The sequence below is a fragment of the Streptomyces sp. SM1 genome, from assembly GCF_002910825.1.
Lineage (GTDB): Bacteria > Actinomycetota > Actinomycetes > Streptomycetales > Streptomycetaceae > Streptomyces > Streptomyces okerensis.
On record NZ_NEUB01000683.1, the window covers coordinates 1 to 25,388 of the forward strand.

Consider the following 25,388-nt stretch of genomic DNA (forward strand, 5'->3'; position numbering starts at 1 on the left):
CCCCGTGCGGGCCGGGCCGCTCACCCCTCGTGCACGACCAGCGCCGTCGCCACTGCCATGAGGCCCTCTTCCCTGCCCGGGAAGCCCAGGCCGTCCGTCGTGGCGCCGGAGACCGATACGGGGGCGCCCGCCGCCTCCGAGAGGAGTTTCTGGGCCTCTTCCCGGCGTCTGCCGATCTTCGGACGGGGGCCGACGACCTGTACGGCGATGTTGCCGATGCGGAAGCCGGACTCCCGGACGATGCGGGCGGCCTCCGTCAGCAGGGTGACGCCCGACGCGCCGGACCACTCGGGGCGGCCGGTGCCGAAGTGCCGGCCCAGGTCGCCGAGGCCGGCGGCGGAGAAGAGGGCGTTGCAGGCGGCGTGGGCGACGACGTCCGCGTCGGAGTGACCGGCGAGCCCCGGGCCCTCGCCCTCCCATTTCAGGCCGGCGCACCACAGTTCGCGGCCGTCCTCGAAGGCGTGGATGTCGGTGCCGATGCCGACCTGGGGCAGGGGGTACGGCGGGTACGGCGGCTCAGAAGCCATCGTTGTGCCTCCTGCGGGCCAGGACCGCCTCGGCGAGGACCAGGTCGAGGGGGCGGGTGACCTTGAAGGCCTCCTCGTGCCCGGGGACGGTGACGACGGTGAGGCCGAGCCGTTCGACCATGCTCGCGTCGTCGGTGACGCTGCCGGTCACCGTCGCGTGTGCGCGCACCAGGGTGTCCCGGTCGAAGCCCTGGGGGGTCTGCACCGCCCGCAGCAGGGAACGGTCGGGGGTGGCGACGACGGGTTCCGGCTCTCCGGGGGCGGCGGGCTCGACCTGCTTGACGGTGTCGGCGAGCGGCAGCGCGGGGACGACGGCGGGCGCTCCGCCGCGTACGGCCTCGACGACGGCGTCGACGGTGTCCACCGGGACGAGCGGGCGGGCCGCGTCGTGCACCAGGACGATGTCGTAGCCGGGTGGCAGCGCGTCCAGGCCGAGCTTCACGGACTCCTGGCGGCTCTCCCCGCCGGGGACGACGAGGAAGTCGGTGCGGTCGGGCAGCGCGTGCGCGTCGAGGAGTGTCTTCACCTCGGCGGCTCCGTCGGGCGGTGCCACGACGACGACCAGGGAGACGGCACGGGAATCGGCCATCGCGCGGATCGCGTGGATGAGCATGGGCGTGCCGCCCAGCGCACGGAGCGCCTTGGGGGCGCCCGGCCCGAGGCGCACACCACGGCCGGCGGCCGGAATCACGGCCGCTGTGCGGGAGCCGGTACGGCCGGACGCGGGGTTCGGCGACGGCGGAGGGAGCGGATCGGCAGACATCGGTTCCTGTCAGGTTTGTGTGCTCGGCCTACGTGGGTATGGCCTGGGCGTACCCCCTGCTCCGGAGCGGGGGGAGTGCCGGGCGTACTCGCCTTGACCAGCCCCTTCCGTGACTCTGGTCGAGCCGACCGCCCGGGCCCGGCGCGCCGGGGGTGGGGCGTGGGTGTCGACACATTCCTCACCACGGCGCAGGAACAGCGTACGTACGGCGTCCGGGTACGAACATGCCGCAGCGCCCGGCGACATCCATGACGTCATCGGGCACCGCGGCATTTCGGTGTGCTGAGTGCGGCTTCGTCCCGCTGCTCCGTTTACCGGTGCGCTCCGCCGAGCGCCGGGGGACCGAGCGAATGAAGCTGCGCCCAGGAGGCCTCAGGAGGCGAGAACCTCGTCGAGCAGGGCCTCGGCCTTGTCCTCGTTGGTGTTCTCAGCGAGGGCGAGTTCGCTGACCAGGATCTGACGCGCCTTGGCGAGCATGCGCTTCTCGCCAGCGGAGAGTCCGCGCTCACGCTCACGACGCCACAGGTCACGCACGACTTCCGCGACCTTGATGACATCGCCCGAGGCGAGCTTCTCGAGATTTGCCTTGTAACGACGGGACCAGTTCGTGGGTTCTTCCGCGTACGGTGCGCGCAGCACCTCGAAGACCCGGTCCAGCCCTTCCTGACCGACCACATCACGCACGCCGACGAACTCCGCATTGTCCGCTGGCACACGTACCGTCAGGTCACCCTGGGCGACCTTCAGCACCAAGTAGGTCTTGTCCACGCCTTTGATCTGGCGAGTTTCGATAGCCTCGATCAGCGCGGCCCCGTGATGGGGATAGACCACGGTGTCGCCAACCTTGAACGTCATGTGACAGGTACCCCTTCCGTGGCTATCCAGGGTAACACGGATACGGCGTCTTCTGAATGGCGTTTTCGCAGGTCAGGGCCATTCTCGGGGCTTGACAACTGCAACAGGAACGTGCTGCGGACGCCTGGCGGAAGCAGGTATTCGCAGGTCGGAGCCTCTCTCCGGCACAAGCGAATCGCGCGGTCCACGCACCCCCGGAGCCGCGCACAAGCGGCCGAACATCCCGATATGTCCGGTTCTCGCACGCCCGAGTTCCGCTACTTCGTTCGATGGGCCCGACCGGGTTCCGGCCGAATCCGGAATTGATCACACGGTGTGAGGATCAGCGGCCGTGATCAATTCCGTGGCCACGCGCTCATTCCTTCACGGAAATACGCGATCGGCCGAAAGCCGCGGTCCCGGAGCGGCAGTGACGCGTAAGTGCGCGGTGGTGACGCCGCACTTACGCGAGATCACGAAGCCGAAGTGACGCCGTTTTTCCGACCCTCGCATGTGACGCACGGGACTGATGAGACCGGAAGGAACTACCGGGACGCGATGAGGGGTGATCGGGTGACGTCTCCGGCACGCACACCGCTTCCTGGGCTAACGCCGGACCCCTCGGGGAGGGTCGGGTGCGACGCCACCGGAACGGCTCGGTAACCTGAGGCCGCTGACAGACACTTAGGGCGGCTCCACCCGGTCGCCAAACGCTCAAGTCAAGGAGTTGCCGCCGCCGTGAGCAGCAGCCTTCGACGTGGCGCCCTCGCCGCCGCCGTCATCGCGTTCTCGATCGCCTCGCTCTCCGCGTGCGCGGCCGGCCACAACGCCCAGACCCTCCAGATCCAGCCGGACAACGCGGCGACGACCGTCGGCGACATCAAGATCCAGAACGCCATGGTCGTCACCCAGCCCGATCTGGAGTCGACCGGCCCCGCCGTCATCGCCGCCACCCTGTTCAACGAGGGCAGCACCGACCAGACGCTGGAGTCGATCACCCTCCCCGGCACCGGCAAGACCGCCGAGCTGTCCCCCGCCGAGGGCGGCAGCCTCACCGTCCCGGCCGGCGGCAGGCTGATCATCGGCGGCGAGGGCAACGCCTCCGCCGTCCTGCCCAGCAGCCGTGAGGCCGTCCGGGACGGCAACGCGCAGCAGATCACGTTCACGTTCAGCGAGACCGGCGAGGTGGGCCTGCGCGCGTTCGTCTACCCGGCCGAGAGCTTCTTCGAGAGCTGGGGCCCGAGCGACATCCCGGCCGCACCGGGCACCTCGACGGAGCCTTCGACGGAACCGTCGGCGGAGTCCTCCGAGGAGCCCGCCGCCGGCAGCACGGACGAGCCCACCGGCTCCGCGGACGACACGGACCCCTCCGGCACCGGCGACACCCCGGAGTCGGGCACCCCGACCGACGCGGCCTCCGCCAGCCAGCCGGCCGACCAGTAGCCACAGCCCGTGACAAAGGGCGGGCCCCCTCGGGGACCCGCCCTTCATCACACCCCGGCCCCACGGCGGACAGCCGCGCCGCCACCCCACCCCACCCCGCCCCGCCCCGCATCCACTCCGGGCACGAGACGCGAGGCGCGGGGCGCGACGCACGGGGGGCCTACGCGGGGCCTTACGGCCTACGGCTCGAACTTGTACCCGAGCCCCCGCACCGTCACCAGATACCGCGGCGCCCCCGGATCCGGCTCGATCTTCGCCCGCAACCGCTTCACATGCACATCGAGCGTCTTGGTGTCCCCGACGTAGTCCGCCCCCCACACCCGGTCGATGAGCTGCATCCGCGTGAGCACCCGCCCCGCGTTCCGCAGCAGCATCTCCAGCAGGTCGAACTCCTTCAACGGCAGATCCACCTTGGTGCCGCCCACGGTCACCACATGCCGGTCGACGTCCATCCGCACCGGCCCGGCCTCCAGCGCCGCGGGGGTCACCTCCTCCGGCTCACCACGCCGCCGCAGCACCGCGCGGATACGGGCGACCAGCTCACGCGAGGAGAACGGCTTGGTGACGTAGTCGTCCGCCCCTATCTCCAGCCCGACCACCTTGTCGATCTCGCTGTCCTTGGCGGTCACCATGATGACGGGGACGTTGGAACGGCCGCGCAGCTGGCGGCAGACTTCGGTGCCCGGCAGCCCGGGCAGCATCAGGTCGAGCAGTACGAGGTCGGCGCCGTTGCGCTCGAACTCGTCGAGTCCGTCGGGCCCGGTGGTCGCGACGGCGACCTCGAAGCCCTCCTTGCGGAGCATGTACGACAGGGCGTCGGAGAAGGACTCCTCGTCCTCGACGACGAGCACTCGGGTCACGGAAGGACCTCCGGGGAGGGAAGCGTTTCAAACGCGGATGGTTCGGAAGAGTGGTGGGATGGGCGGGACACCCGTCGAGCCTCACCGTCGAGGCCTTCGACGTCGTCCCGGTGGGACATGTCGTCCCGGTCCGGCATCTCATCCCGCTCGGACATCTCGTCCTCACGGGACATCTTGTGGGCGCGGTCGCGGGCCGCACGGCCCTCCGGCAGCCGCAGGGTGAAGGTGGAGCCCTGGCCCTCGGCGCTCCACACGGTGACTTCCCCGCCGTGCGAGGCGGCCACGTGCTTCACGATCGCGAGACCCAGCCCCGTACCGCCGGTGGCACGGGAGCGGGCGGGGTCGACACGGTAGAAGCGCTCGAAGACGCGCTCCTTGTCCTTCTCGGAGATGCCGATGCCCTGGTCGGTCACGGCTATCTCGATCAGGTCCCCGCCGGGCTGGGCGACCGTGCGGGCCGCGATGCCCACGCGGGTCCGGGCGGGTGAGTAGTTGACCGCGTTCTCGACGAGGTTGCCGAGCGCGGCGGCGAGCTGGCCGCGGTTGCCCCATATTCGCAGGTCGGCTGTGCCGCCCGCCCGTCGCCCACCACCACCCTGATCGGGCCCTTCGGGCGCCAGGACATTCGAGGCCATGGTGATCTCCTTCGTCCCCGCCGCGTGCCGGCAGCGGTCGACGGCCTCGGCGACCAGTTCGTCGACGCGGATGGGTTCGGCGTCCTCCAGCGGGTCGTCGTTCTGCACCCGGGAGAGGTCGATGAGCTCCTGCACCAGGCTGGTCAGCCGGGTCGCCTCGATCTGCATCCGTCCGGCGAAGCGCTCCACGGCCTCGGGGTCGTCGGAGGCGTCCATCACGGCCTCGGAGAGCAGCGAGAGCGCCCCGACGGGGGTCTTGAGCTCGTGGCTGACATTGGCCACGAAGTCACGTCGTACGGCCTCGATGCGGCGGGCCTCCGTGAGGTCCTCGACGAGCAGCAGAACGAGCCGGGAGCCGAGCGGCGCCACCCGCGCGGACACCGCGAGGGCCTCGCCGCGTCCGGTCCCCCGGCGGGGCAGGTCCAGCTCCACCTGGCGTATCTCGCCGTCCCGGCGGGTGTCGCGGGCCATCTTCATCATGGGCTCGACGGCGAGCTTGCCGCCCCGGACCAGTCCGAGGGCGTACGCGGCGGAACTGGCCTTGACGACGCCGTCCGCCTCGTCGAGGACGACGGCGGAGGACCGCAGCACGGACAGCACCGTGTCCACGCCCGGCGGGAGCACCGGGTCGGTGTGCAGGGAGGAGCGCGTGGGGCGCCGCTGTTCGCGCTCGCTGACGCGGAACGCCAGCATGGCGATGACGCCGGTGAGTACTCCGGCGATCGCAGCCAATGCGGCGACCGCCGCGTTCACGTCCATGCACCCAGGTTAGGCATGACGCGGCCGCTGCCCACAGCCGTCGGCGGGCGAGCTCGAACACTCGTCGCCCAGAGTTCACCTTGGAGCCAGAGATGGTTCATTTGGGGTGACGGAACCGGACGCGTAGAGGACGGACCGTGGGAGCGTGGGCAGAAGCCCGGGCCCCTGAAGCCCGGACAGACGTACGAGAGGAACCCTGATGCGGGACGCGTACCACGAGGAACTGGATTCGATCGGCGACGGTCTGGTCGAGATGGCCCGGCTGGTCGGGTCGGCGATCGGGCGCGCCACGACGGCCATCCTCGACGCCGATCTGAAGCTGGCGGAGAACGTGATCGAGGCCGACCAGAGGGTCGACGAGCTCCAGCACGAGCTGGAGGCGCGGGCCATCGCGCTGCTGGCGCGCCAGCAGCCGGTGGCGACCGACCTGCGCATAGTCGTCACCTCGCTGCGGATGTCCGCCGACCTGGAGCGCTCGGGCGACCTCGCCCAGCATGTGGCGAAGCTCGCACGGCTGCGTTACCCGGAACGGGGGGTCCCGCACGATCTGCACGCGACCATCCTGGAGATGGGCCAGCTCGCGCAGCGCCTGATGGCGAAGGCGGCCGAGGTGATCATCACGAAGGACGTCGACCTGGCGCTCCAGCTGGAGCAGGACGACGACGCGATGGACCTCCTCCACCGCACCCTCTTCCAGCACCTGATGGACGACCGCTGGAAGCACGGCATCGAGACGGCCGTCGACGTGACCCTGCTGGGCCGCTACTACGAGCGCTTCGCGGACCACGCGGTGTCGGTCGCCAAGCGGGTGGTCTACCTGGTCACGGGCGAGCACGCGGACGAGATCCAGGCCGACCTGCAGACGGAGATCCAGACGGTGCCGGGGACGGAAGGAGCCTGACCGGGTCCCGCGGCGCGCTCGCGGCTCGCGGCGCCCTGCTCGCGGGGCGGCGTGCGGGCGTACGGGCGTGCGGGCGTGCGGGCGTGCGGGCGTGCGGGCGTGCGGGCGTGCACGAGGTGGGCCGAAGTCCGTGACGAGCCTCAATGCGCCGTTGATGCGACCGCCGGGCAGGGCATCCAATGGGCGGAGGTGCGCGCAGGGTGTGCGCAGGCCCCAGCCCCGAGGAGGGACCCATGGCCGAATCCCCCGGCACGACGCCCGACCCCACCCAGGATCGTGAGACCGAGCAGCCCGCCGAGATCGGAAACCTCACCCTGATCGCCGCCTGCGGCTGCGGATCCGGCTGCGGGTGCGGGTGCCAGTCGGGCAACCCGTGCCAGTGCGGATGACGCGGTACGTCACATGAGGCCCCGGCGCCGGTACCTCCGGCCGCCGGGGCCTTCGGCACCTCTCAGAGGGTCTTCACCTCCGGCGCCGTCCTCACCGCGGGAACGACCGCCCCGGTCCCCTCCTCCTCCGGCAGCCGGCGCATCAGCAGCCCGTACCCGAGGCCCGCCACCGTGCCGACGACGGCGCACATCCCCCACAGCCATTCGGCGCCCCAGTGGTCGATCACGAAACCGGACAACAGCGGGGCGACGAGGGCGGCGACCGCCCAGGACATGGTGTACACCCCTTGGTAGCGCCCGCGCCCGTGCACCGGGGAGAGCCGGACGACGAGCCCGGTCTGGGTCGGCGCGTTGACGATCTCGGCGAGCGTCCACACGCACACGGTGAGGGCGAAGACACCGACCGACCCGGCGAACGCGGTGAGTCCGAACCCGTACCCGGCCAGCAGCGACGACGCGACGAGCAGATGCCGCGGATCCCGGTGCTCGATGAACCGGGTGACGGGAAGCTGCAGTACGACGATCAGCACGCCGTTGACGGCGATGGCCATGCCGAAGTCGGCGGGCGTGAACCCGGCCGCCCCCATGGCGACGGGCAGCCCGAGATACCCCTGCTGGAAAATGAGAGCGATCAGGAACGACAGCCCGACGACACCCATGTACCGCCCGTCCCGCAGCACGGTCCACAGGGAGACGAACTCCCTCTCCCCGGAGGACTCCATGGCGCCGCTGTCCTCCTCCGGCCGGGTCTCGGGCAGCTTGACGAAGACGAGGACCGCGCAGACGAGGGTCATGCCCGCCTCGATCAGGAACCCCGCGAGATAGCTGACCTCGGCGATGAACCCGGCTCCGGCGGAGGAGATCGCGAAACCCAGGTTGATGGCCCAGAAGTTGAGCGAGAACGCCCGGATGCGGTCCTCGGGCCGCACGATGTCCGCCATCATCGCCTGGACGGCGGGCCGGGAGGCGTTGGAGGCCATGCCGACGAGGAAGGCGACGGCCGCGATGGCGAGGGGGTCCCGCATGAAGCCGAGGAGCGCGACGGACAGCGCGGTGGCGGTCTGGGAGACGAGCAGCGTGGGCCGCCGGCCGAGCCGGTCGGTCATCACCCCCGCGCCCAGCGACGAGATCACCCCGCCCAGCCCGTGGAGCGCGGCGACCATCCCCGCGTAGGAGGCGGAGTAGCCACGGTCCAGCGTCAGGTAGAGCGCCATGAAGGTGGCGACGAAGGCGCCGAGCCGGTTGACGAGGGTGCTGGTCCACAGCCACCAGTACGCGCGGGGAAGCCCCGAGACGGACTCGCGCACGGCACGTCTCAGTCCGGTGCCTGATATGTGACCCCCGTGAGATGTAAGCGGCTGACGCGTTGAGCACAACTTACGAACCGGGCGGCCCGGGAGGCCATTCGATTAACAGATCCCGTCAACCGTCCGCCAGGCGGGCGGGGCGAGCGGCCCTCTCGGACCGTCGATTACGCTCGGACACATGGCCGACGCACCGTACAAGCTGATCCTCCTCCGCCACGGCGAGAGCGAGTGGAACGAGAAGAACCTGTTCACCGGCTGGGTGGACGTCAACCTCACCCCGAAGGGCGAGAAGGAGGCGACGCGCGGCGGCGAGCTGCTCAAGGACGCCGGCCTGCTCCCCGACGTGCTCCACACCTCCCTCCAGAAGCGCGCGATCCGCACCGCGCAGCTCGCGCTGGAGTCCGCCGACCGCCTGTGGATCCCGGTGAACCGCAGCTGGCGCCTGAACGAGCGTCACTACGGCGCGCTGCAGGGCAAGGACAAGGCGCAGACCCTCGCGGAGTTCGGCGAGGAGCAGTTCATGCTGTGGCGCCGCTCCTACGACACCCCGCCGCCCCCGCTCGACAACGACGCCGAGTACTCCCAGTTCGCCGACCCGCGCTACGCGACCCTCCCGCCGGAGGTGCGCCCGCAGACGGAGTGCCTGAAGGACGTCGTCGTCCGCATGCTCCCGTACTGGTTCGACTCGATCGTCCCGGACCTTCTCACCGGCCGCACCGTCCTCGTCGCCGCCCACGGCAACAGCCTGCGCGCCCTGGTCAAGCACCTCGACGGCATCTCGGACGCCGAGATCGCGGGCCTGAACATCCCGACGGGCATCCCCCTCTCCTACGAACTCGACGCCGACTTCAAGCCGGTCACCCCCGGCGGCACCTACCTCGACCCGGACGCGGCAGCGGCCGCGATCGAGGCGGTCAAGAACCAGGGCAAGAAGAAGTAGCACGCACTGATCAAGCCCCCTGCCCGCAGGTGTTCCGTCGGCAGGGGGCTTGTCTCTGTACTGGAGCCGTCTCTGGCGCCTCAACTGCTTGGTTGGGCCGTCACACGGCAGGACCCAACGACTGAGCGATACAGCAGCGGCCTGTGGCAGGACCGCAGACCGAGTCACTGGTCGGGAAGGGGATGGTGTCGCAAGTCTGGTCTAGGTTTGGCCCGTGACTCACAGCCGTTGCCGTGCCGGGGCACCCCGCGAGCCCGACTTGCCGCGCTACCAGGTCGTCCTTGCGGAGACCGACTGGGGTTCGCTCCAGATGGCTTTCGGGTCGGATGAGGAGCTTCCCAAGGTTCTGACGCAACTTGTGGAGCCAGACCCGAAGGTCCACGTCACCACCTTGAGGGAGCTGGGCGAGCTGGTCGGCCACCAGAACACCATTTACGAAGCCACCGCCCCCGCCGTCATGTACGTCGCCGGCATCCTCACCCACCCGGCGACCATGACGCGACGGCCCTATCGCGACAGCCCCATCCGCGCGACGTTGTTGGGCTGGCTGGCCTCCACGCTTACGACGCCTCCGACGAGATCGTCGCCCGCAGCGAGAAGTACTTCCCCGGCTTCCTCACCCGCAGCACCACCATGGCGGCCTTCCGGGACCTGCGCCCGATGCTCTACAGGGCCGTCGCGCCCTTCCTGCATGACAGCCACGAGGATGTACGTGAAGCCGCCGTCATCGCCGCGCTCCTCCTCGCCGAACACCCCGCGCTCGCCGGCCACCGTGCTCACCTCGCCGCGCACGCGCGCCGCATCCTGGGCACCAGCAGCAACGACCCCAACCGTCGCGTCGCGTGGAGGGCCCTCGAAGCGTGGGGCCACAATCCGGCCGGCCCGGAGCCTCTTTCGGAGGAGACCGAGGACCAGGGGCCGCACAGCGATGGCCGCGGCGATCTCGAACCTCCCTTCTGACCGATATTCGTCCGAGCCCTGTCCCGGCGGCGGGAGAGGGCTACGGGTGGCACCTCGAGCAGCCGCCCCGAGCCAGCGGGCGCGGGAGTTGCCCATCAGCCCGTAAGTCGGCGGGACGTTGTCCGGGCCGTCCCTGGGCCGTCCCTGGGCCGTCCGAGGACGCTCAACAGTGCCCAACGACGCCCAATGACGACCGCGCGGCCACTCACGATGGCCGGCCTGACCTGCGAAAGCTTTGAGCCTCCTGCCTGCGGCTTCTTCGCGAGTTGAGGGCTTACGGCCGTTCCGCGGACGTCTCCGGGGCGTCAGGAGTGGTGGTCGCGCCGGCGGCGGCACGGACAACGGGAGAGTGACCGTGACTCCGGTCGACGGCCCGTCGTGCACGGACACCAGGAGCCCGCCGCTCTCCTGGGACTTGAACCTCATGGAAGGAGTCCGCCCGGAGTCGAGCCACGTGCCGAACCGTCGGGCCTCCAGCCCCGCCAGAGTCTCCTCCCAGTCCTCCAGGTCCTCAGGGAAGAGCGTCACCACGAAGGAGGCGTTGAGGGACTCCTCGGCCACGATGACGATCTCGCAATCGAGGAGGTCGTGGATGTATGCGTCTCGCACGTGGAATCCGTACAGCTCGACGGCGTCCGCGTCGACGTCGTCAGGCTCGGGACAGCCCTCTCGTACGAACCCGCAGAGTGCTCGCAGCGCGTCCTCGCCCAGTTCCAGGGGGTGGAAGGGCAGGGCGTACGGCTTCTCTCCCTCGCCGGGCCAGGAAGTGACGTCCGCCGGGCGGTCGCCGGCCCGGTAGGGCAGTTCGAAGGGCAGCCGCATGGGTGCGCCGCCTTCGCGCAGGCAAGGAGGCGTGCCGGTGCGGGGGCGCGGTCAGGGGCGGGGCAGTACGCCCAGAAGGGCCGCGGTCAGGGCCAGCTTCAGGCTGTCCTTCAGCTCCAGGTGGAAGCGGGCCAGGTCGGGTTCGGCCCGGTAGGCCGCCTGCAGGCCGGGTGGGGGCGTGCTGTACGCCGACAGGGCACCGGCCAGGACCACGGTGTGCAGGCTGAACAGTGTCGCGTTCTCGCCCAGCTCCGGCAGGTACGTACGGATCAGGGTGGTCATGGTTGCCAGGCGGTCCAGGGAGGCGCGCTTGTAGCGCGTGACGACCTCGACGGAGACGTTGCGCTCCAGGACGCTGCCCTGTGCGCCGAAGAGGTCGCACAGCACCACCCGGCCGGAGAGTGAGCGGCTGAGGATCTCGGCCACCGCGGTCGCCCGCTCCGCCATGGGGAGGTTTTCGCCGACGCCGGCGGTCAACTCGCCTTCCAGTTCCGTCAGCCACTCCCCCAGGTAGCGGTCCAGCAGTTCCAGCAGCACCGCCTCGCGGGACTCGAAGTAGCGCAGCACGTTCGGCTTCGCCAGGCCCACCCGGCGGCTGAGTTCGTTCAGGGTGACGGCGGCCACGGGCATCTCGTCGAGCATGGCCGACGCCGCGTCGAGGATCGCCCGTCGGCGGATCTCCCGCTGCTCTTCGGTCCGCGCCCGCTGGAACGTCATGATCACCAGCCTAACTTAAGTACCCTCGGTACGTTGACAGCGTACCGAGAGTACTTTAACGTCGGGAAGACAAGATACCCTCGGTACGTTAAACAGTCGGGAGCCTGGCATGAGCGAGAAGTGGACGACGGCGGACATTCCGGTCCAGCAAGGACGGGTGGCCGTGGTGACCGGGGCCAACACCGGACTGGGCTACGAGACCGCCAGGGCGCTCGCCGAGCGCGGGGCGTCCGTGGTGCTCGCCGTGCGCGACGTCGAGAAGGGCGAGCGGGCCGCGGCCCGCATGACCGGCGACGTGACCGTGCAGGCGCTGGACCTGACCTCACTCCCATCCATCCGGTCCGGGGCGGCGGAACTGCGGTCCCGGCTCGACCGGATCGACCTGCTGATCAACAACGCCGGCGTGATGTACACCCCGAAGCAGACCACCCGCGACGGCTTCGAACTTCAGTTCGGCACCAACCACCTCGGCCACTTCGCGCTCACCGGGCTGCTGCTCGACCTGATGCTGCCGGTGCCCGGCTCACGCGTGGTGACGGTCAGCAGCACCGGCCACCGCATCCGGGCCGCGATCCACTTCGACGACCTGCAGTGGGAGCGGTCGTACGGGCGGGCCGCCGCCTACGGTCAGTCCAAGCTGGCCAACCTGATGTTCACCTACGAACTGCAGCGGCGGCTCGCCCCGCACGGCACCACCGTCGCGGTGGCCGCGCACCCCGGCATGTCCAGCACCGAGCTCGCCCGCAACACCCCTGCGGCCTTCCGCGTTCCGCTCACCTGGCTCGCGCCGCTGATCACGCAGACGCCGGCGATGGGCGCGCTGCCGACCCTGCGCGCCGCCACCGACCCCGCCGTGCTCGGCGGCCAGTACTACGGCCCCGGTGGACGCACCGAGGTCAAGGGCCACCCCCGGCTGGTCACCTCCAGCCCGGAGTCCTACGAGGTGGCCGTCCAGCAGCGGCTGTGGGCCGTCTCCGAAGACCTCACCGGGGTGAGGTTCCCCGTCGTTCAGGCCGAGCGGACCGCTTTCCCCCGTACCCCCTGAAACCGTCGGGCACGCCGCCGGAGCCCGGACCACCCCGCTTCGTACAATCAGGCCGAGAGAGATCGCGCGCCCTCGTTCTTGACGCGCGTCAAGGATCGCCGCGTGCGTCGGTGGGACCCTGGAGTCGGGACGAACGGTCCCATGGCTGCCGGAGTCGGAACCACGGCCGGGAACGAGGTGGGCGGGATGGACGACCGTCCGATGGGCGAGGAAGCCCTCGGCGAGGACGCCCTCGAGGGAAGCCAGAGCGCGCGGATCTCCCGTCGCCTGAACTGGCTCCGTGCGGGGGTGATGGGCGCCAACGACGGCATCGTCTCCACCGCGGCCCTGGTCGTCGGCGTGGCCGGTGCGGCGGTGAGCAACAGCGCCCTGCTCGCCTCCGGTGTCGCCGCCGTGGCGGCCGGTGCCCTGTCGATGGCGGTGGGAGAGTACGTCTCGGTGTCGAGTCAGCGCGACTCCCAGGTGGCCGAGCTGGCCCTTGAGCGGTCCCAGTTGCAGGCCGACCCCGCGGGCGAACTGGACCAGCTCACGGGAATGATCGAGGCGAGAGGCATCGACGCCGACCTCGCACGGCCCGTGGCCGTGCAGCTGACCAAGAAGGACGCGTTGACCGCGCACGCCCGCCTCGAACTGGGCATCGACCCCGACGAGCTGATCAACCCCTGGCACGCGGGTCTGTCGTCGATGCTCACCTTCATCATCGGCGGACTGGTGCCGCTGCTCGCGATCCTGCTGGCTCCGAGGTCCATAGCCGTGGGAGTCACGGTCGTGGCCGTGGTCCTCGCCCTCGGGGCGACCGGATCGATCTCGGCGCACCTGGGCGGCGCGAGCAAACTCCGCGCGGTGACGCGTGTCGTCATCGGCGGACTCGGGGCGATGGTCGTCACCTATGCCATCGGCCTGCTGGTCGGCACCCAGCTCTGACCGGAGCCACACGTGCCGGGGCTCGGACATCCGTGTCCGGCCCGGCGACCCGGAAAGGGGACGGAAATGTACGAGCTGCTGGTCACCGCGGCGTTCGTGGTGACTCTGGCCGTGGTGGTGCTCCGGCCGCGGCGGGCCGACGCCCACTGCGACACCGTCGAGGGCCCCACGGCGCAGGACGGCTTGCGGGCGCTGGAGTCCGGCGACCTCGACCACGCCCTGAAGTGGATCACTCCCGAGGGGGAGGCCGAACTGCGGGAGGTGTTCGAGCTCGGTCTCGTGGTCCGCAAGCTCGGCCCCGAGGCACGGGAGGTGGCCGACCGCTGGTTCATGGAGAACCTGGTCCGGATCCACCGGGCCGGCGAGGGCGCGGCCTTCACCGGCCTCCGGCCGGCGGGTACGCCGGTCGAGGAGAAGGTCGCCGCCGCCGACCGGAGCGTCGGCGAGGGTGATCTGCGCCCGCTGGCCGGCCTGGTCCCCGCCGAGCGCTGGCCGGAACTGGAGCGGCGGTTCGCGAAGGTGCTCGAGCGCCGGGAGCACGACGTGCACGACGTGGACGCGGGCCGGTCCTACATCGAGGCGTACGTGAGCTTCTTCAAGTTCGCCGAGGGACACGATCACGCCCACACCCACACCCACGCCCACGCCGGGCACGGGCACGGTCACTGAGACGGGAGTGGTCGTAGGATACGTCCTCTCCGCCGTCGCCGCGGTCCTGTCGGCGGTGGTTCTGGGACTGGTGGCGCGGCACCGGCTCGGCTTCGTGACCGTGGTCGAGTCCGAGTCCATGGCGCCCACCCTGACGCCGGGCCGGCTGCTGCCGGTCCGGCGTCCCCGCGCCTCCCGGCCGGTCCGGCGCGGTGACATCGTGGTGGTCCGTTCCGCCGAACTGGGCCGTGTGATCGTCAAGCGGGTGATCGGGCTCCCCGGTGAGCACGTGGACGTCGCCGCCGACGAGGTCCGGGTGAACGGCGAGCGGCTGTCCGAGCCGTACGTCGTCCGGCGGGGCGGGCGGTCCGGCGGCTTCGACGTCCCCGACGGTCATCTGCTCCTGCTCGGCGACAACCGGGCCCGGTCGAGCGACAGCCGGAGCTGGCGACAGCCCTGCCTGCCGGTCGGCGCGCTGCGCGGCATCGTCCTCCTCAAGCCGCGGCCACCCCTCGCAACGCCTCCGGATCGAGGACCTCGATCCGGAGGCCGGGCCCGAGGCGGATGACCCCGTCCTCCTCCAGTGCGCCGAACCGGCGGCTCAGCGTCTCCGGGGTGGTACCCAGGTAGGAGGCCAGCTCCCTCTTGGTGGTGGGCAGCAGGAAGCCCGCGCCACCGGCCTCGTCCGCCAGGTGCAGCAGTTGCTGGGCCAGCCGCTGCCGGACCGACTTCCCGCTGAGCGCGGACACCATCTCCTCGGCCGCGTCCAGCCTGGCCGACACGGTGCGCAGCATCTGCACCGCCACCGCCGGATGCTGCCCGAGCAGCCGGGTGAACCGAGTCCGGTCGATCACGCAGAGCTCGCTCGGCTGGAGCGCGACCGCGAAGTGATCGGTGATCGTGTCCGCGAGCAGCGCGGTCTCGCCGAGGAAGTCCCCCGGTGCCATCAGCCTGATCAGCTGTTCGTTCCCGGTCTCGGTGAGCCGGTAGACCTTGACCAGACCGCTGTGCACGATGAACAACCCGGTGCGGTCCCCCGGACCGTAGACGCGCTCGTCGCGCCGGTACGGGCGCGTCACCGCCGCGGACGCGACCCGGCGCTGCGCGGCCTCGGGCAGACCCGCGAAGATCCGCACCGTCCGGACGATGTACAGCCGGTGCTCGTGCCCGTCGTCCATCGCCGCTCCCGTCTCCGTCACCGATTATCGCAAGGACGACGTCGAACCGGCCCGTTCTCCCACAGCGGCGGGCTGCCCGGAAGTCCGGTGGCGGCAGGCCCTCCCGGCCGGTTTGCACGCCGGCGCCCGCCGGGCCGGTGCAACAAAGAGACAACGACCACAGCGGACGGGGCGCGCGTGGGCGCATACTGGGGTGACGATGACAAAATCTGCTGCCCCGAAGCGCCACTTGCCCACCAGCCCCTTCAAGGCCTCGGTCGCGCCGCCGCCCAAGCACTTCGCCGTGGGCGACCAGGTCACCCATGATGTGCACGGTCTCGGCCGGGTGATCGCCATGGAGGACGGAATCGCCGCTCTCGTGGACTTCGGTTCCACGCAGACGCGGATTCTGAGCCCGTACTCGAAGATGACCAAGCTGTAGGACCGTCGTGCCCGGTCACGGCAGACCCGGCCGCCCACTCAGGGGCCTGTACCGAAAGAGAGCCCTCTCATCGAATTGAACTCGCTGTTCTCCGCTCCGGAGGGGCATCCCCGCGGTTCCACCGCGGCATCACCGCCTCCGACGATCAACCCGTTCCAGTCCCCGGACTTCGGGGACGAGGAGACGTTCGTGCCCGAGGATGCGGACGACCCCGCCTCGGGCCAGCGGAGGGCACGCCCCAGGGCCGCCTGACACCGCGTCTCCGCGCGACCCGTCCACGTCCCTCCCGCTGGGTCAGCCTCGTGCCGGCCCGCCTGCGGAGGATGTGCTCATGCCCAGTCGGGACAGTTCCAGGTCACGACTGCGGTTGCGGCTGCCGACCGCCATGTCCGGGTGACCGCCCTTCCCGCGGAAGGGGAGACGCCGGGCGCGGGGACTCTTCCCGTCGCTCGGCTCGGCGAACCGCAGCAACTCGGGCCGGCCAAGAAGAGGCAGTTTCCTTCCGCTTCTCCTGCGGGAGTTCACAGAAACCCTCCGAGCCCGCCGTCCCCACCACCACGGTGCCGAGACCTCCGGCCAGGCCGGCCCCGTGCATCAAGGCGCCCTCGTCAAGCCCGAGCCACTCCTCCGGCCACCTGCCCGGCCCTCCGCCGTCCCGGTGCGGGCGTCGGTGACCGAAATCCCTGAGCCGGGAGCGGGCGGAATGCTTGACTGGCGGGCATGTCGACGACTCTCGGTGTGCCCCGTCCCGACCAGGCTTCGTACATGCTGCGCGCCGCGGCGAGTGACGCGGGCCGGGCGTACAAGCAGCGGCTTCTCGAACTGCTGGACGTCCGGGCGGGTCACACCGTCCTGGATGTCGGGTGCGGGCCCGGCACCGATCTGCCCGCGCTGGCGGAACGTGCGGGTGACACGGGCGCCGTGATCGGTGTGGACCGGGACCCGGCCATGCTGGCGCGGGCCCGGTCGCGGACGGCGGAGCTGCGGCGGGTGGAGATCCGCGAAGGCGACGCCCACGCACTGCCCGTCGAGTCGGGGACGGTGGACCGCGCCAGGACCGACCGGGTGCTGATGCACGTGACCGAACCCCTCGACGTGCTCGGGGAGTTGCGTCGCGCCACCCGGCCGGGCGCACGCATCGGGCTGGCCGAGCCCGACTGGGACACCCTGATCGTCGACTCCGAGGACCTCGAGACCAGCCGCGCCTTCACCCGTTTCACCACGGAGGAGGTGGTGCGTAACGCGACCGTCGGACGCGGCCTCGCACGCCTCGCCGGACGGGCGGGCCTCCGCGTCGAGGCCGTGGACGCCACGACACCCGTCTTCCGCGACTTCCAGGAGGCGGACCACACGCTCGGCCTCGGCCGCAATCTGCGGAAGGCCATCGACGGGGGTCACATCGACCGGGCCCGCGGCCGTGACTGGTTCGCCGGCCTCGCCCAGGGGCCGTTCTACGCCTCGTTCACGCTGATCAGCGTGGTCTGCTCACGCTGACTCGTCGTCCGGCCGCGACGGCATCGGCGTCGGCGCTCGTCCGGGGCGGCGAGCGGCACTTGTGATCCGGCCGGGCGGCCGGGGGCACACGCGAGCACCGTCCCGGCCGGGCGCACGCGGGAGCACCGTCCCAGCGGGGCGCACGCGGGAGCGCCGTCTCACGGGTGCATGCGCGCCCCCTTCAGTACCTTGTCCACCGCGTTCTTCGGGCCGTGGACGGCCAGGCCCACCACATCCAGGTCCGTCGTGCCGACCGCCCGTACCGCCGCGCGGTTCGCCGCGTCGTGGCCCGTGGCGAACAGGTCGCCGGTGAAGACCGCGCGGGGGAGGGCCCGGGTCAGAGCACGCGCGTGGGCGGCCTTCAAAACCTCCTTCGTACCCTGGAAGACCAGGACCGGCTGGCGGAACATCGGCAGGTACGGGACGGAGTCCGCGTCCTCGTACGGTTCCCCGATCACCTCGGGGACCTCGGTGCCGAGGCCGCTGACCAGGAACGCGGTGACGTTGAGGCGCTGCCAGGGTTCCAGGTCCTCGCGCAGCAGTACGGCGATCTTCGTGTCGAAGCGGGTGCTGGTGGTCATGGGGTGAGACTGCCGGTCCGGGCGCGGCGGCGTCTTGTACGTTGTTTGCATGCCCTCCCAGGCGACCTCCCGGGCGGCCACGGCGTCCCGGGCGGCGGTGTCCGCCTGGCGGCCCCGCGTCCCGGGTGTCGTCGAGGTGTTCCACGCCCGCTTCACCGAGTACGCCTATCCGATGCACGTCCATGACGCCTGGACGCTGCTCATCGTCGACGACGGCGCCGTACGGTACGACCTCGACCGGCATGAGCACGGCACCCCGCACGACACGGTGTCGCTGCTGCCGCCGCACGTTCCGCACAACGGCGCCCCCGCCACCGCCGGCGGCTTCCGCAAGCGGGTGCTGTACCTCGACACCAGCCGCCTCGGGGACGATCTCATCGGGGCCGCCGTCGACCGGCCCGATCTGCGGGACCCGCTGCTGCGGCTGCGCGTCGGACAGGTGCACGCCGCGCTGGTACGGCCCGGGGACGAGCTGGAGGCCGAGAGCAGGCTGACGCTGGTCGGGGAGCGGTTGCGGGAGCATCTGCGGTCGCGGGAGGTTCCGGGCCCGCCCCGGCGGGATCCCGTACTCGCGCGGCGGCTGCGGGAGTTGCTCGACGCGCGGGTGGTGGAGGGACTCACGCTGGAGGAGGCGGGCGCGGTGCTGTCCGCCCATCCCGCCCATCTCGTACGGGCGTTCAGCGGGGCGTACGGCATCGCACCGCACCAGTACCTGACGTCCCGGCGGGTGGGGCGGGCCCGGCGGCTGCTGCTGGAGGGACGGTCACCGAGTGGTGTCGCGGTCGCCACCGGGTTCTACGACCAGGCCCATCTCACCCGGCACTTCCGGAAGCTGGTGGGGGTCACTCCGGGGCGCTACCGGATGACGGACGCTGCAGCAGGTGCGTGAAGGCGTCCAGGTTGCGGGTGGACTCACCGCGGGACACCCGCCAGTCGTACTCCTTGCGGATGGCGGAGGCGAAGCCGAGCTCCAGGAGGGTGTTGAAGCTGCCGTCGGCGGCCTGGAGGACCTGGCCGAGGAGGCGGTCGATCTCCTCCTCGGTGACGGCGGGGAGGGGCAGACGGCCGGTGACGTAGATGTCGCCGAGCGGGTCGACGGCGTAACTCACGCCGAAGAGCTTGAGGTTGCGTTCCAGGAGCCAGCGATGGACTCCGCCCTCGTTCTCGTCGGGATGGCGGATGACGAAGGCGTTGAGGGAGAGCGTGTGCCGGCCGGCGATCAGCGAGACGGTCGTGGACAGCTTGCGGGTGCCGGGGAGTTTCACCACGTACGAGCCCGGCGCGGGGCTCTCCCACTCCAGTTCGGTGTCCTTCAGCACGCTTTCGATGACCCGCGCCGCGCGCTGCTGCTCTGCTACCAGTGCCTTGTCAGCCATGGTGCGAGCGTAGGTGACGGCGGTGGGCCTGGGTCGCGGCCGTGTAGACGTCGGCCGTGGCGGCGGCCGCGGTGTCCCAGCCGAAGGACTGTGCGTGCCGGGCGGCGGACGCGCCCATCCGGTCGGAGAGGTGCGGGTGGTCGGCGAAATCGCGCAGCACGCGCGCGTAGGCGCCGGGATCGTGGCCCTGGACGAGGAAGCCGGTGTGCCCGTCCCGGACGGCGACCGGGAGACCTCCGACCGCGGCGGCGAGCACCGGGGTGCCGGCGGCCTGCGCCTCTATGGCGACCAGGCCGAAGGACTCGCTGTAGGAGGGCATGACGAGCACGGACGCCGCGCGGAACCAGTCCGCGAGCTGTTCCTGGTCCACGGGCGGGTGGAAACGGACGACGTCGGCGATGCCGAGCCGCGCGGCGAGCTTCTGCAGGCCCTCCGGCTTGGCGAGGCCGCTGCCGCTGGGGCCGCCGACGACGGGAACGCAGAGCCGTGAGCGCAGTTCGGGGCGCATGCCGAGCAGGGCGGCCACCGCGCGGAGGAGCACATCGGGGGCCTTGAGGGGTTGTATGCGGCCCGCGAAGAGGGGGATCAGGGCGTCGTCGGGCAGACCGAGGCGGGCCCGCGCGGCGGCGCGGCCGTCGGTGGGGCGGAAGCGGTCCAGGTTCACGCCGGGGTGGACGACGGCGACCTTGCCGGGGTCGGCGGCGTAGTGCTCCACGAGTTCGCCGGCCTCTTCGGCGGTGTTGGCGATCAGCCGGTCGGCGGCGGTGACGATCTGGGTCTCGCCGATGACGCGGGCGGCGGGCTCGGGGGTGTCGCCGTCGGCCAGGTTGGCGTTCTTGACCTTGGCCATGGTGTGCATGGCGTGCACCAGGGGGACGCCCCAGCGCTGGGCGGCCAGCCAGCCGACGTGGCCGGAGAGCCAGTAGTGGGAGTGGACCAGGTCGTAGTGGCCGGGTCGGTGGCCGGCCCAGGCCTGCATCACGCCGTGGGTGAAGGCGCACAGCTGGGCGGGCAGGTCCTCCTTGGCGAGGCCCTCGTAGGGGCCCGCGTCGACGTGTCGTACGAGGACACCGGGGGCCAGTTCGACGCTGGGCGGGAGGGCGGCGGTGGTCGCGCGGGTGAAGATCTCGACCTCGATGTTGATCGCGGCGAGACGCTGCGCGAGCTCCACGATGTAGACGTTCATGCCGCCCGCGTCGCCGGTGCCCGGCTGGTGGAGCGGGGAGGTGTGCACGGAGAGCATCGCCACGCGGCGGGGCCTGCGGTGCAGGCGCAGCCGCGCCTGGGCGGCGGGGGAGCGCCGCCCGAGCCTCGCGATGTACTGGCTCACGTGGCGTTCCTCCTCGCTGTGGGCACGGTTTCCGGAGGGTCGTGCGGGCCCTCGGTGGCCTCAACACCGGAGGGTTCGGTTCCCATTTCCGGTCGGGCTCTCCGGATCCGGTCTTTGCCGAATCATTACCGGCCGTCGCTCAACCGTTCGAGGGGTGGGGTGCGTGGCGCCGGGGTCGCAGACGAGACGGGGGCCCGCACTCCGCAGCTCGCGCCGGGCGAAGCCCGCACTCCGCGGTCGGTACTCCGCGCGGGTACCCGCTTACCCTCATGGGTATGACAGTCCGCGCCGCCTCCCTCCCCGTCGTGGGCACGGTGACGCGTGGGACCACCAACCCCAACCGGTTGCGCCGCATGGACCGCTGGATCGCGGCCACGCACGGTGCGGAACTGCGCCGCGCGGAGGATCCCGTCGCCGTCGATCTGGGCTACGGCGCGGCGCCCTGGACGGCCGTGGAACTGCTGGACCGGCTCCGCACCGTGGCGCCCCGCGCGCGGGTGACGGGTATCGAGATCGAACCGGCGCGGGTCGCGGCGGCCCGGCCCTACGAGCGCGAGGGGCTGGTCTTCCTCCGCGGCGGCTTCGAGATCCCCGTGCCGGGACGGCCGGTGCTGATCCGCGCGGCGAACGTGCTGCGCCAGTACGACGAGGCCGAGGTGGCCGCCGTGTGGCGACGGCTGTGCGCGCGGCTCGCGCCGGCCGACCCGGTGACGGGCTCGCGCGGCGGGCTGCTGATCGAGGGAACCTGTGACGAGATCGGACGCCGGCACGTCTGGGTCGCGCTCGGGCCCGAAGGGCCCCGCACGGTGACCCTCGCGACCCGGCTGGGCTCGCTCGAACGCCCGTCGGACCTGGCGGAACGGCTCCCGAAGGCACTCATCCACCGCAATGTCCCCGGTGAGCGGGTGCACGCCTTCCTGCGCGACTTCGACCGCGCCTGGGCGTCCGCCGCGCCCTACGCCTCGTACGGCGCCCGGCAGCGCTGGATCCGGACCGTGGGAGACCTCACGGCCGACTGGCCGGTGACGGACGGACCGGCGCGGTGGCGCCAGGGGGAGATCACGGTGCGCTGGGAGGCGCTGGCCCCGCGGGGATGACACGGCGCCGGACGTGTCAGCGACACGGACTTCGGCACCGACCCGCCGGCCTGCGCGTCCGTCACCGTCCATGACGGGACCGGCGACGCACCGCCGGGCCCCACGCGGCGCCCCTGAGGTACGCGCTCGTGGTGACGCCCCGCGCCCCGTGCGGTCCAGCCGCCCAGGCTTTTCCAGTGGGCGGCGAGCGCGCGGACCGCTTCGGCCGTCTCGAGAGAGTCGTCCCCGGCGAGCTGGCGGAAGAACCGTTCCGCGCGGGTCTCCTCGCCCGGGCGCGGCAACTGGCCGATGCCCCTCCACCCCGGCGCGGGACGCGGCGGCAGCGGTGCGGGAGTGCGCCGAAACGGGTACGGCCCGGGGACCGGCGGCGGCCTCGCGGCGCTTCCCGGCAGAGAGGGCCGCACGGAAGCGCCACCGGGGGAACGATCTCCGCGAGTCGTTCGTCACACTGGCGGGGCGATCGTCCCGCCGGGACGACGGGCGGGGAGAGGCGGGCAGTACTCCCTCTGTCGCTTCGCGCGTCGACATGGCAGCATCCCCCCGACAGCCAAAGTTACTGACGGTTAATCAGGTGGGGGTGGCGTCATGGGGACAGGCAAGCGCGGGCTGCTCACGGCGGCCGTGACCGTGGTGTGCGCGGTCACGCTACTGGCGGCGCCGGGCACGGCGTTCGCGGCGCACGCTCCCCCGTCGCCGCCCCCGGGCACGGCCGCGAGCGTCACCGTGGTGGTCACCGACAGGCAACTCGAAGCCGTACGCAGGAAACTCGAGAAGCTCTATCACGCGGCGGCCGTGGCCACCGAGGAGTACAACGCCGCCGAGGAGAAGGCGCAGAGGCAGTCGGCCGAGATCGTCCGGCTGGCGAAGAAGATCGTCGACGGCCGGGAGAAGCTGGACGAGCTGAAGACGCGCGCGGGCGCCGCGGCCGCCGCCCAGTACCGCGGTGGCGGGCTGCCGCCCGAGGCGCATCTCATGCTGAGCGACGACCCGCAGGACTTCCTCGACGGCGCGGGCCGGGTGCGGCAGGGCGAGCACGCGACCAGGGGACTGCTCGGCGAGAAGACCCGCATCCAGCAGGACTTGGAGCAGTACGCGCAGGACGCGGACGCGCAGTGGAAGAGGCTTGAGGCGGGCCGCAGGGCCAAGGCCACGGCGCAGAAGAAGATCGAGACGCAGATCAAGGCGGCCGAGAAGGTCGAGTCCGAGCTGGAGCAGGAGGAGAGGGAGCGCCTGACCCGCCTCGAGCGGCAGGCCGCCGACCAGGCCCAGGCGAGCTGGCTGGGCTCCGGCATCCTCGACGAGATCGACGGCAAGGCGACGCGGCAGGGCAGGAAGGCCGTCGCGTACACCACGGCGCAGATCGGGAAGCCGTACCAGTGGGGCGCCGAGGGCCCGAACACGTACGACTGCTCCGGACTGACCTCGCAGGCCTGGATATCGGCCGGGCTGAGCATGCCGCGCACCTCACAGGCGCAGTGGCAGCAGCTGACGCGCGTCGGCGTCGAGGACATGCGGCCCGGTGACCTCATCATCTACTTCGGCGACGCCAGCCATGTCGGGATGTACGTCGGCGACGGCGTCATGGTGCACGCCCCGCGGCCCGGACGGTCGGTGACGCTGGCGGGAGCCGGATCGATGCCGATCCTCGGAGTCGTACGACCGGACCCGGCAGCGAACTGACCGCCGGGCCGACCGCGGCGGCTCGATCCGCTCAACGGCCGGACAGTACAGGCAAAGTGACCCAAAGCACGTCGATCTTGTCGACAAACTCCCTGTGGACGTGACGTTCGTCATTCCCCCGGCGTCTCCGGCCTGTCCAACTGCGTGAGCAAACGCGGCATATGACAGCGGCCGATGGCGGAGCGGCATGGCGCACACCATTCCGCTGCGGCACCGTCAACCGCTATCGTCCCCGTTCGAAGGGGCATCCCCTGCTCACGCACAGAGCTGCGAGCCGGGGACAGGGCCGAGATCCGTCGCCCCCGCCATGCCCTCGGGGGGAGGGAAGGAACCCGGAACAATGCCCGCACCCGTACCGCGGCAGAGAGCGATCCCGGCCGCGGAAGGTGGTCAGGCGCCCGCTGCCGCACAGCACGAAGGCTCCGCCCAGGACTCCTCGGCGGCGAGGACCGCCGCCCCGCGGACGGCCACCGCGCCGTCCGGGAGCAGCGCCACGGACCGGACGGCCGACACCGCGCCGGACCGGGCCGAGACGGCCGCCCACACCAACCTCACACTGCTGCTGATCGAGGACGACCCCGGCGGTTCGCCGATCGTGCCGGACCTGCTCGACCAGTCCGGCAAACCGATTCGCGTCCGCACCGCCCGCAATCTCACCGAGGCCGAGCGGCTGCTGACCGACGACGTCCACTGCATCCTGCTGGACCTCGCGCTGCCCGCGCCGGGCCGCACCGGCGACGACGACGAGCTCGCCGTGCTGAAGCACGTACTCGAGATCGCGCCCCGGCACGCCGTCCTCGCCCTGACCGGCGCCGACGACACCGAGCGCGGCGCGGAGGCGGTGCGCGTGGGCGCCCAGGACTATCTCGTCCGCGACGAGCTGGACGGCCGGCTGTTGAGCCGTGCGATCCGCTACGCGGTGGAGCGCAAGCGGTCCGACTCCGCCGAGCGGCGCCTCGCCGAGGGCCGTGTGCGCGCCCAGGAGAACCGCCGGCTGGAGCGCGGCCTGCTGCCGACGCCGCTGCTGGACGGCTCCCCGCTCCGGTTCGCCGCCCGCTACCGGCCCGGCCGCTCGCGCGCCCTGCTCGGCGGTGACTTCTACGACGTCGTCCGCACCCCGGACGGCACCGTGCACGCCATGATCGGCGACGTCTGCGGGCACGGCCCGGACGAGGCCGCCCTCGGCGTGGAGCTGCGCATCGCCTGGCGCGCGCTGACCCTCGCCGGGCTGTGCGGGGACCAGCTGCTCGGCACGCTGCAGCAGGTACTGGAGCACGAACGCCCGGACGACGAGATCTTCGCGACCCTGTGCACGGTGGACATCGCGCCGGACGGCCGCCGGGCGGGCCTCTGCCTGGCCGGACACCCCTCGCCGCTGCTCGCCCGGCCGGGCATGCCCGCACGCCTGCTGCCGTACGACAACAACGGCCCGGCGCTCGGACTGCTGCCGAGCGCCCGCTGGCCGCGGATGCAGGTGGAGCTGGGCGCCGAGTGGAGCCTGATGCTCTACACCGACGGGCTGATCGAGGGCCGGGTCGGTGACACCGGCGAGCGGCTCGGCCAGGAGGGCATGGTGGACATGATCCGCAGGCAGCTCTCCGAGGGGCTGAGCGGCGAGCAACTGCTGCGGACCGCCGTGAACGAGGTCCGGGACCTCAACGGGGGCGAGCTGACGGACGACGTGGCGGTACTGCTGCTGGACCGGGGGCTGTGAGCCGGCCCCGCGCCGTCACCCGGCGCGGGACCCGGCGCGGGAC

At 71.5% G+C, this 25,388-nt stretch carries 26 protein-coding genes; 14 read left to right on the forward strand and 12 right to left on the reverse strand.

Annotation, left to right across the window (positions count from 1 at the left end; translation table 11 throughout):
- Nucleotides 1-20 precede the first annotated feature (20 nt).
- The 3 genes from ispF to B9S61_RS18660 form a co-directional block, all read right to left on the reverse strand.
- Entirely contained in the window at nt 21-527 is a 507-nt protein-coding gene (ispF, locus tag B9S61_RS18650; protein ID WP_103543286.1) for a 2-C-methyl-D-erythritol 2,4-cyclodiphosphate synthase, read from the reverse strand.
- Nucleotides 517-1,290, reverse strand: coding sequence for a 2-C-methyl-D-erythritol 4-phosphate cytidylyltransferase (ispD, locus tag B9S61_RS18655; protein ID WP_103543287.1), 774 nt, complete (start codon nt 1,288-1,290; stop codon nt 517-519). The genes ispF and ispD overlap by 11 nt, the downstream gene beginning before the upstream one ends.
- Nucleotides 1,291-1,662: 372 nt before the next feature.
- A complete protein-coding gene (locus tag B9S61_RS18660; RefSeq protein WP_006380568.1) occupies nt 1,663-2,145 on the reverse strand; it encodes a CarD family transcriptional regulator in 483 nt (160 codons plus the stop codon).
- Nucleotides 2,146-2,862: 717 nt separating this feature from the next.
- Between B9S61_RS18660 and B9S61_RS18670 the strand changes: the two genes are divergently transcribed.
- A complete protein-coding gene (locus B9S61_RS18670) occupies nt 2,863-3,567 on the forward strand; it encodes a DUF461 domain-containing protein (protein WP_103543288.1) in 705 nt (234 codons plus the stop codon).
- A 179-nt stretch (nt 3,568-3,746) separates the two neighbouring features.
- Here B9S61_RS18670 and B9S61_RS18675 read toward each other — a convergent pair whose 3' ends face one another.
- Together B9S61_RS18675 and B9S61_RS18680 are read right to left on the reverse strand one after the other, a co-directional pair.
- Entirely contained in the window at nt 3,747-4,427 is a 681-nt protein-coding gene (locus B9S61_RS18675; protein WP_004929857.1) for a response regulator transcription factor, read from the reverse strand.
- Complete coding sequence (locus tag B9S61_RS18680) at nt 4,424-5,821, reverse strand: cell wall metabolism sensor histidine kinase WalK (protein ID WP_103543289.1); 1,398 nt, start codon at nt 5,819-5,821, stop codon at nt 4,424-4,426. The genes B9S61_RS18675 and B9S61_RS18680 overlap by 4 nt, the downstream gene beginning before the upstream one ends.
- A 199-nt stretch (nt 5,822-6,020) precedes the next feature.
- Here B9S61_RS18680 and phoU point away from each other — a divergent pair, with 199 nt between their 5' ends.
- Together phoU and B9S61_RS40925 are read left to right on the forward strand one after the other, a co-directional pair.
- On the forward strand, nt 6,021-6,722 hold the full coding sequence (gene phoU / locus B9S61_RS18685) for a phosphate signaling complex protein PhoU (protein ID WP_103543290.1): 702 nt from the start codon (nt 6,021-6,023) through the stop codon (nt 6,720-6,722).
- A gap of 233 nt (nt 6,723-6,955) precedes the next feature.
- Complete coding sequence (locus B9S61_RS40925; RefSeq protein ID WP_181007424.1) at nt 6,956-7,111, forward strand: hypothetical protein; 156 nt, start codon at nt 6,956-6,958, stop codon at nt 7,109-7,111.
- Nucleotides 7,112-7,173: 62 nt separating this feature from the next.
- Here the strand turns inward: B9S61_RS40925 and B9S61_RS18690 are convergent, their stop codons facing one another.
- Nucleotides 7,174-8,445 carry an MFS transporter gene (locus B9S61_RS18690; protein WP_103543310.1) on the reverse strand — a complete coding sequence of 424 codons (1,272 nt, stop codon included), beginning with the start codon at nt 8,443-8,445 and terminating at the stop codon, nt 7,174-7,176.
- A 151-nt stretch (nt 8,446-8,596) separates the two neighbouring features.
- Between B9S61_RS18690 and B9S61_RS18695 the strand changes: the two genes are divergently transcribed.
- Entirely contained in the window at nt 8,597-9,358 is a 762-nt protein-coding gene (locus tag B9S61_RS18695; protein ID WP_103543291.1) for a phosphoglyceromutase, read from the forward strand.
- 507 nt (nt 9,359-9,865) lie between these two features.
- On the opposite strand, the gene B9S61_RS41600 is transcribed toward B9S61_RS18695, so the two are convergent.
- Both B9S61_RS41600 and B9S61_RS18715 read right to left on the reverse strand, forming a co-directional pair.
- The gene (locus tag B9S61_RS41600) at nt 9,866-11,140 is read right to left on the reverse strand and encodes a DUF6928 family protein (RefSeq protein ID WP_219819930.1); all 1,275 of its coding nucleotides are present in this window, start codon (nt 11,138-11,140) and stop codon (nt 9,866-9,868) included.
- A gap of 51 nt (nt 11,141-11,191) precedes the next feature.
- Nucleotides 11,192-11,857, reverse strand: a complete 666-nt coding sequence (locus tag B9S61_RS18715; RefSeq protein WP_103543311.1) for a TetR/AcrR family transcriptional regulator — start codon at nt 11,855-11,857, stop codon at nt 11,192-11,194.
- Between the two features lie 109 nt (nt 11,858-11,966).
- On the opposite strand from B9S61_RS18715, the gene B9S61_RS18720 reads away from it, so the two are divergent.
- The 4 genes from B9S61_RS18720 (at nt 11,967) to lepB (ending at nt 15,042) form a co-directional block, all read left to right on the forward strand.
- On the forward strand, nt 11,967-12,902 hold the full coding sequence (locus B9S61_RS18720; RefSeq protein ID WP_103543292.1) for an SDR family NAD(P)-dependent oxidoreductase: 936 nt from the start codon (nt 11,967-11,969) through the stop codon (nt 12,900-12,902).
- A gap of 201 nt (nt 12,903-13,103) precedes the next feature.
- Nucleotides 13,104-13,826 carry a VIT family protein gene (locus B9S61_RS18725; protein WP_181007427.1) on the forward strand — a complete coding sequence of 241 codons (723 nt, stop codon included), beginning with the start codon at nt 13,104-13,106 and terminating at the stop codon, nt 13,824-13,826.
- 66 nt (nt 13,827-13,892) lie between these two features.
- Nucleotides 13,893-14,495: a DUF6448 family protein gene (locus B9S61_RS18730; RefSeq protein WP_103543293.1), complete on the forward strand. Its 603-nt coding sequence runs from the start codon at nt 13,893-13,895 to the stop codon at nt 14,493-14,495.
- A gap of 7 nt (nt 14,496-14,502) precedes the next feature.
- The gene (lepB, locus tag B9S61_RS18735) at nt 14,503-15,042 is read left to right on the forward strand and encodes a signal peptidase I (protein WP_181007425.1); all 540 of its coding nucleotides are present in this window, start codon (nt 14,503-14,505) and stop codon (nt 15,040-15,042) included.
- Here the strand turns inward: lepB and B9S61_RS18740 are convergent.
- Nucleotides 14,969-15,652: a Crp/Fnr family transcriptional regulator gene (locus B9S61_RS18740; protein WP_103543295.1), complete on the reverse strand. Its 684-nt coding sequence runs from the start codon at nt 15,650-15,652 to the stop codon at nt 14,969-14,971. The two genes, lepB and B9S61_RS18740, sit on opposite strands and share 74 nt — an antisense overlap.
- A 199-nt stretch (nt 15,653-15,851) precedes the next feature.
- On the opposite strand from B9S61_RS18740, the gene B9S61_RS18745 reads away from it, so the two are divergent.
- Together B9S61_RS18745 and B9S61_RS18755 are read left to right on the forward strand one after the other, a co-directional pair.
- Nucleotides 15,852-16,073, forward strand: coding sequence for a hypothetical protein (locus B9S61_RS18745; RefSeq protein WP_103543313.1), 222 nt, complete (start codon nt 15,852-15,854; stop codon nt 16,071-16,073).
- A 720-nt stretch (nt 16,074-16,793) separates the two neighbouring features.
- On the forward strand, nt 16,794-17,567 hold the full coding sequence (locus tag B9S61_RS18755) for a methyltransferase domain-containing protein (RefSeq protein ID WP_103543297.1): 774 nt from the start codon (nt 16,794-16,796) through the stop codon (nt 17,565-17,567).
- Nucleotides 17,568-17,725: 158 nt separating this feature from the next.
- On the opposite strand, the gene B9S61_RS18760 is transcribed toward B9S61_RS18755, so the two are convergent.
- Nucleotides 17,726-18,199 (reverse strand): DUF2000 domain-containing protein, encoded by a 474-nt coding sequence (locus tag B9S61_RS18760; protein WP_181007426.1) that lies wholly within the window; start codon nt 18,197-18,199, stop codon nt 17,726-17,728.
- Between B9S61_RS18760 and B9S61_RS18765 the strand changes: the two genes are divergently transcribed.
- Nucleotides 18,198-19,037: an AraC family transcriptional regulator gene (locus B9S61_RS18765; RefSeq protein ID WP_103543299.1), complete on the forward strand. Its 840-nt coding sequence runs from the start codon at nt 18,198-18,200 to the stop codon at nt 19,035-19,037. The genes B9S61_RS18760 and B9S61_RS18765 overlap by 2 nt on opposite strands.
- On the opposite strand, the gene B9S61_RS18770 is transcribed toward B9S61_RS18765, so the two are convergent.
- Complete coding sequence (locus B9S61_RS18770; protein WP_103543300.1) at nt 18,991-19,524, reverse strand: YbjN domain-containing protein; 534 nt, start codon at nt 19,522-19,524, stop codon at nt 18,991-18,993. The two genes, B9S61_RS18765 and B9S61_RS18770, sit on opposite strands and share 47 nt — an antisense overlap.
- Nucleotides 19,517-20,854, reverse strand: a complete 1,338-nt coding sequence (gene mshA / locus B9S61_RS18775; RefSeq protein ID WP_103543301.1) for a D-inositol-3-phosphate glycosyltransferase — start codon at nt 20,852-20,854, stop codon at nt 19,517-19,519. Before mshA ends, B9S61_RS18770 begins: the two co-directional genes overlap by 8 nt.
- Nucleotides 20,855-21,129: 275 nt before the next feature.
- Between mshA and B9S61_RS18780 the strand changes: the two genes are divergently transcribed.
- The 3 genes from B9S61_RS18780 to B9S61_RS18790 all read left to right on the forward strand — a co-directional run bounded on the left by B9S61_RS18780 (nt 21,130) and on the right by B9S61_RS18790 (nt 25,345).
- On the forward strand, nt 21,130-21,951 hold the full coding sequence (locus B9S61_RS18780) for a class I SAM-dependent methyltransferase (protein WP_181007428.1): 822 nt from the start codon (nt 21,130-21,132) through the stop codon (nt 21,949-21,951).
- A gap of 585 nt (nt 21,952-22,536) precedes the next feature.
- Nucleotides 22,537-23,631 carry an NlpC/P60 family protein gene (locus tag B9S61_RS18785; protein WP_103543302.1) on the forward strand — a complete coding sequence of 365 codons (1,095 nt, stop codon included), beginning with the start codon at nt 22,537-22,539 and terminating at the stop codon, nt 23,629-23,631.
- A gap of 340 nt (nt 23,632-23,971) precedes the next feature.
- The gene (locus tag B9S61_RS18790; RefSeq protein WP_103543303.1) at nt 23,972-25,345 is read left to right on the forward strand and encodes a PP2C family protein-serine/threonine phosphatase; all 1,374 of its coding nucleotides are present in this window, start codon (nt 23,972-23,974) and stop codon (nt 25,343-25,345) included.
- The last annotated feature ends 43 nt before the right edge of the window (nt 25,346-25,388 follow it).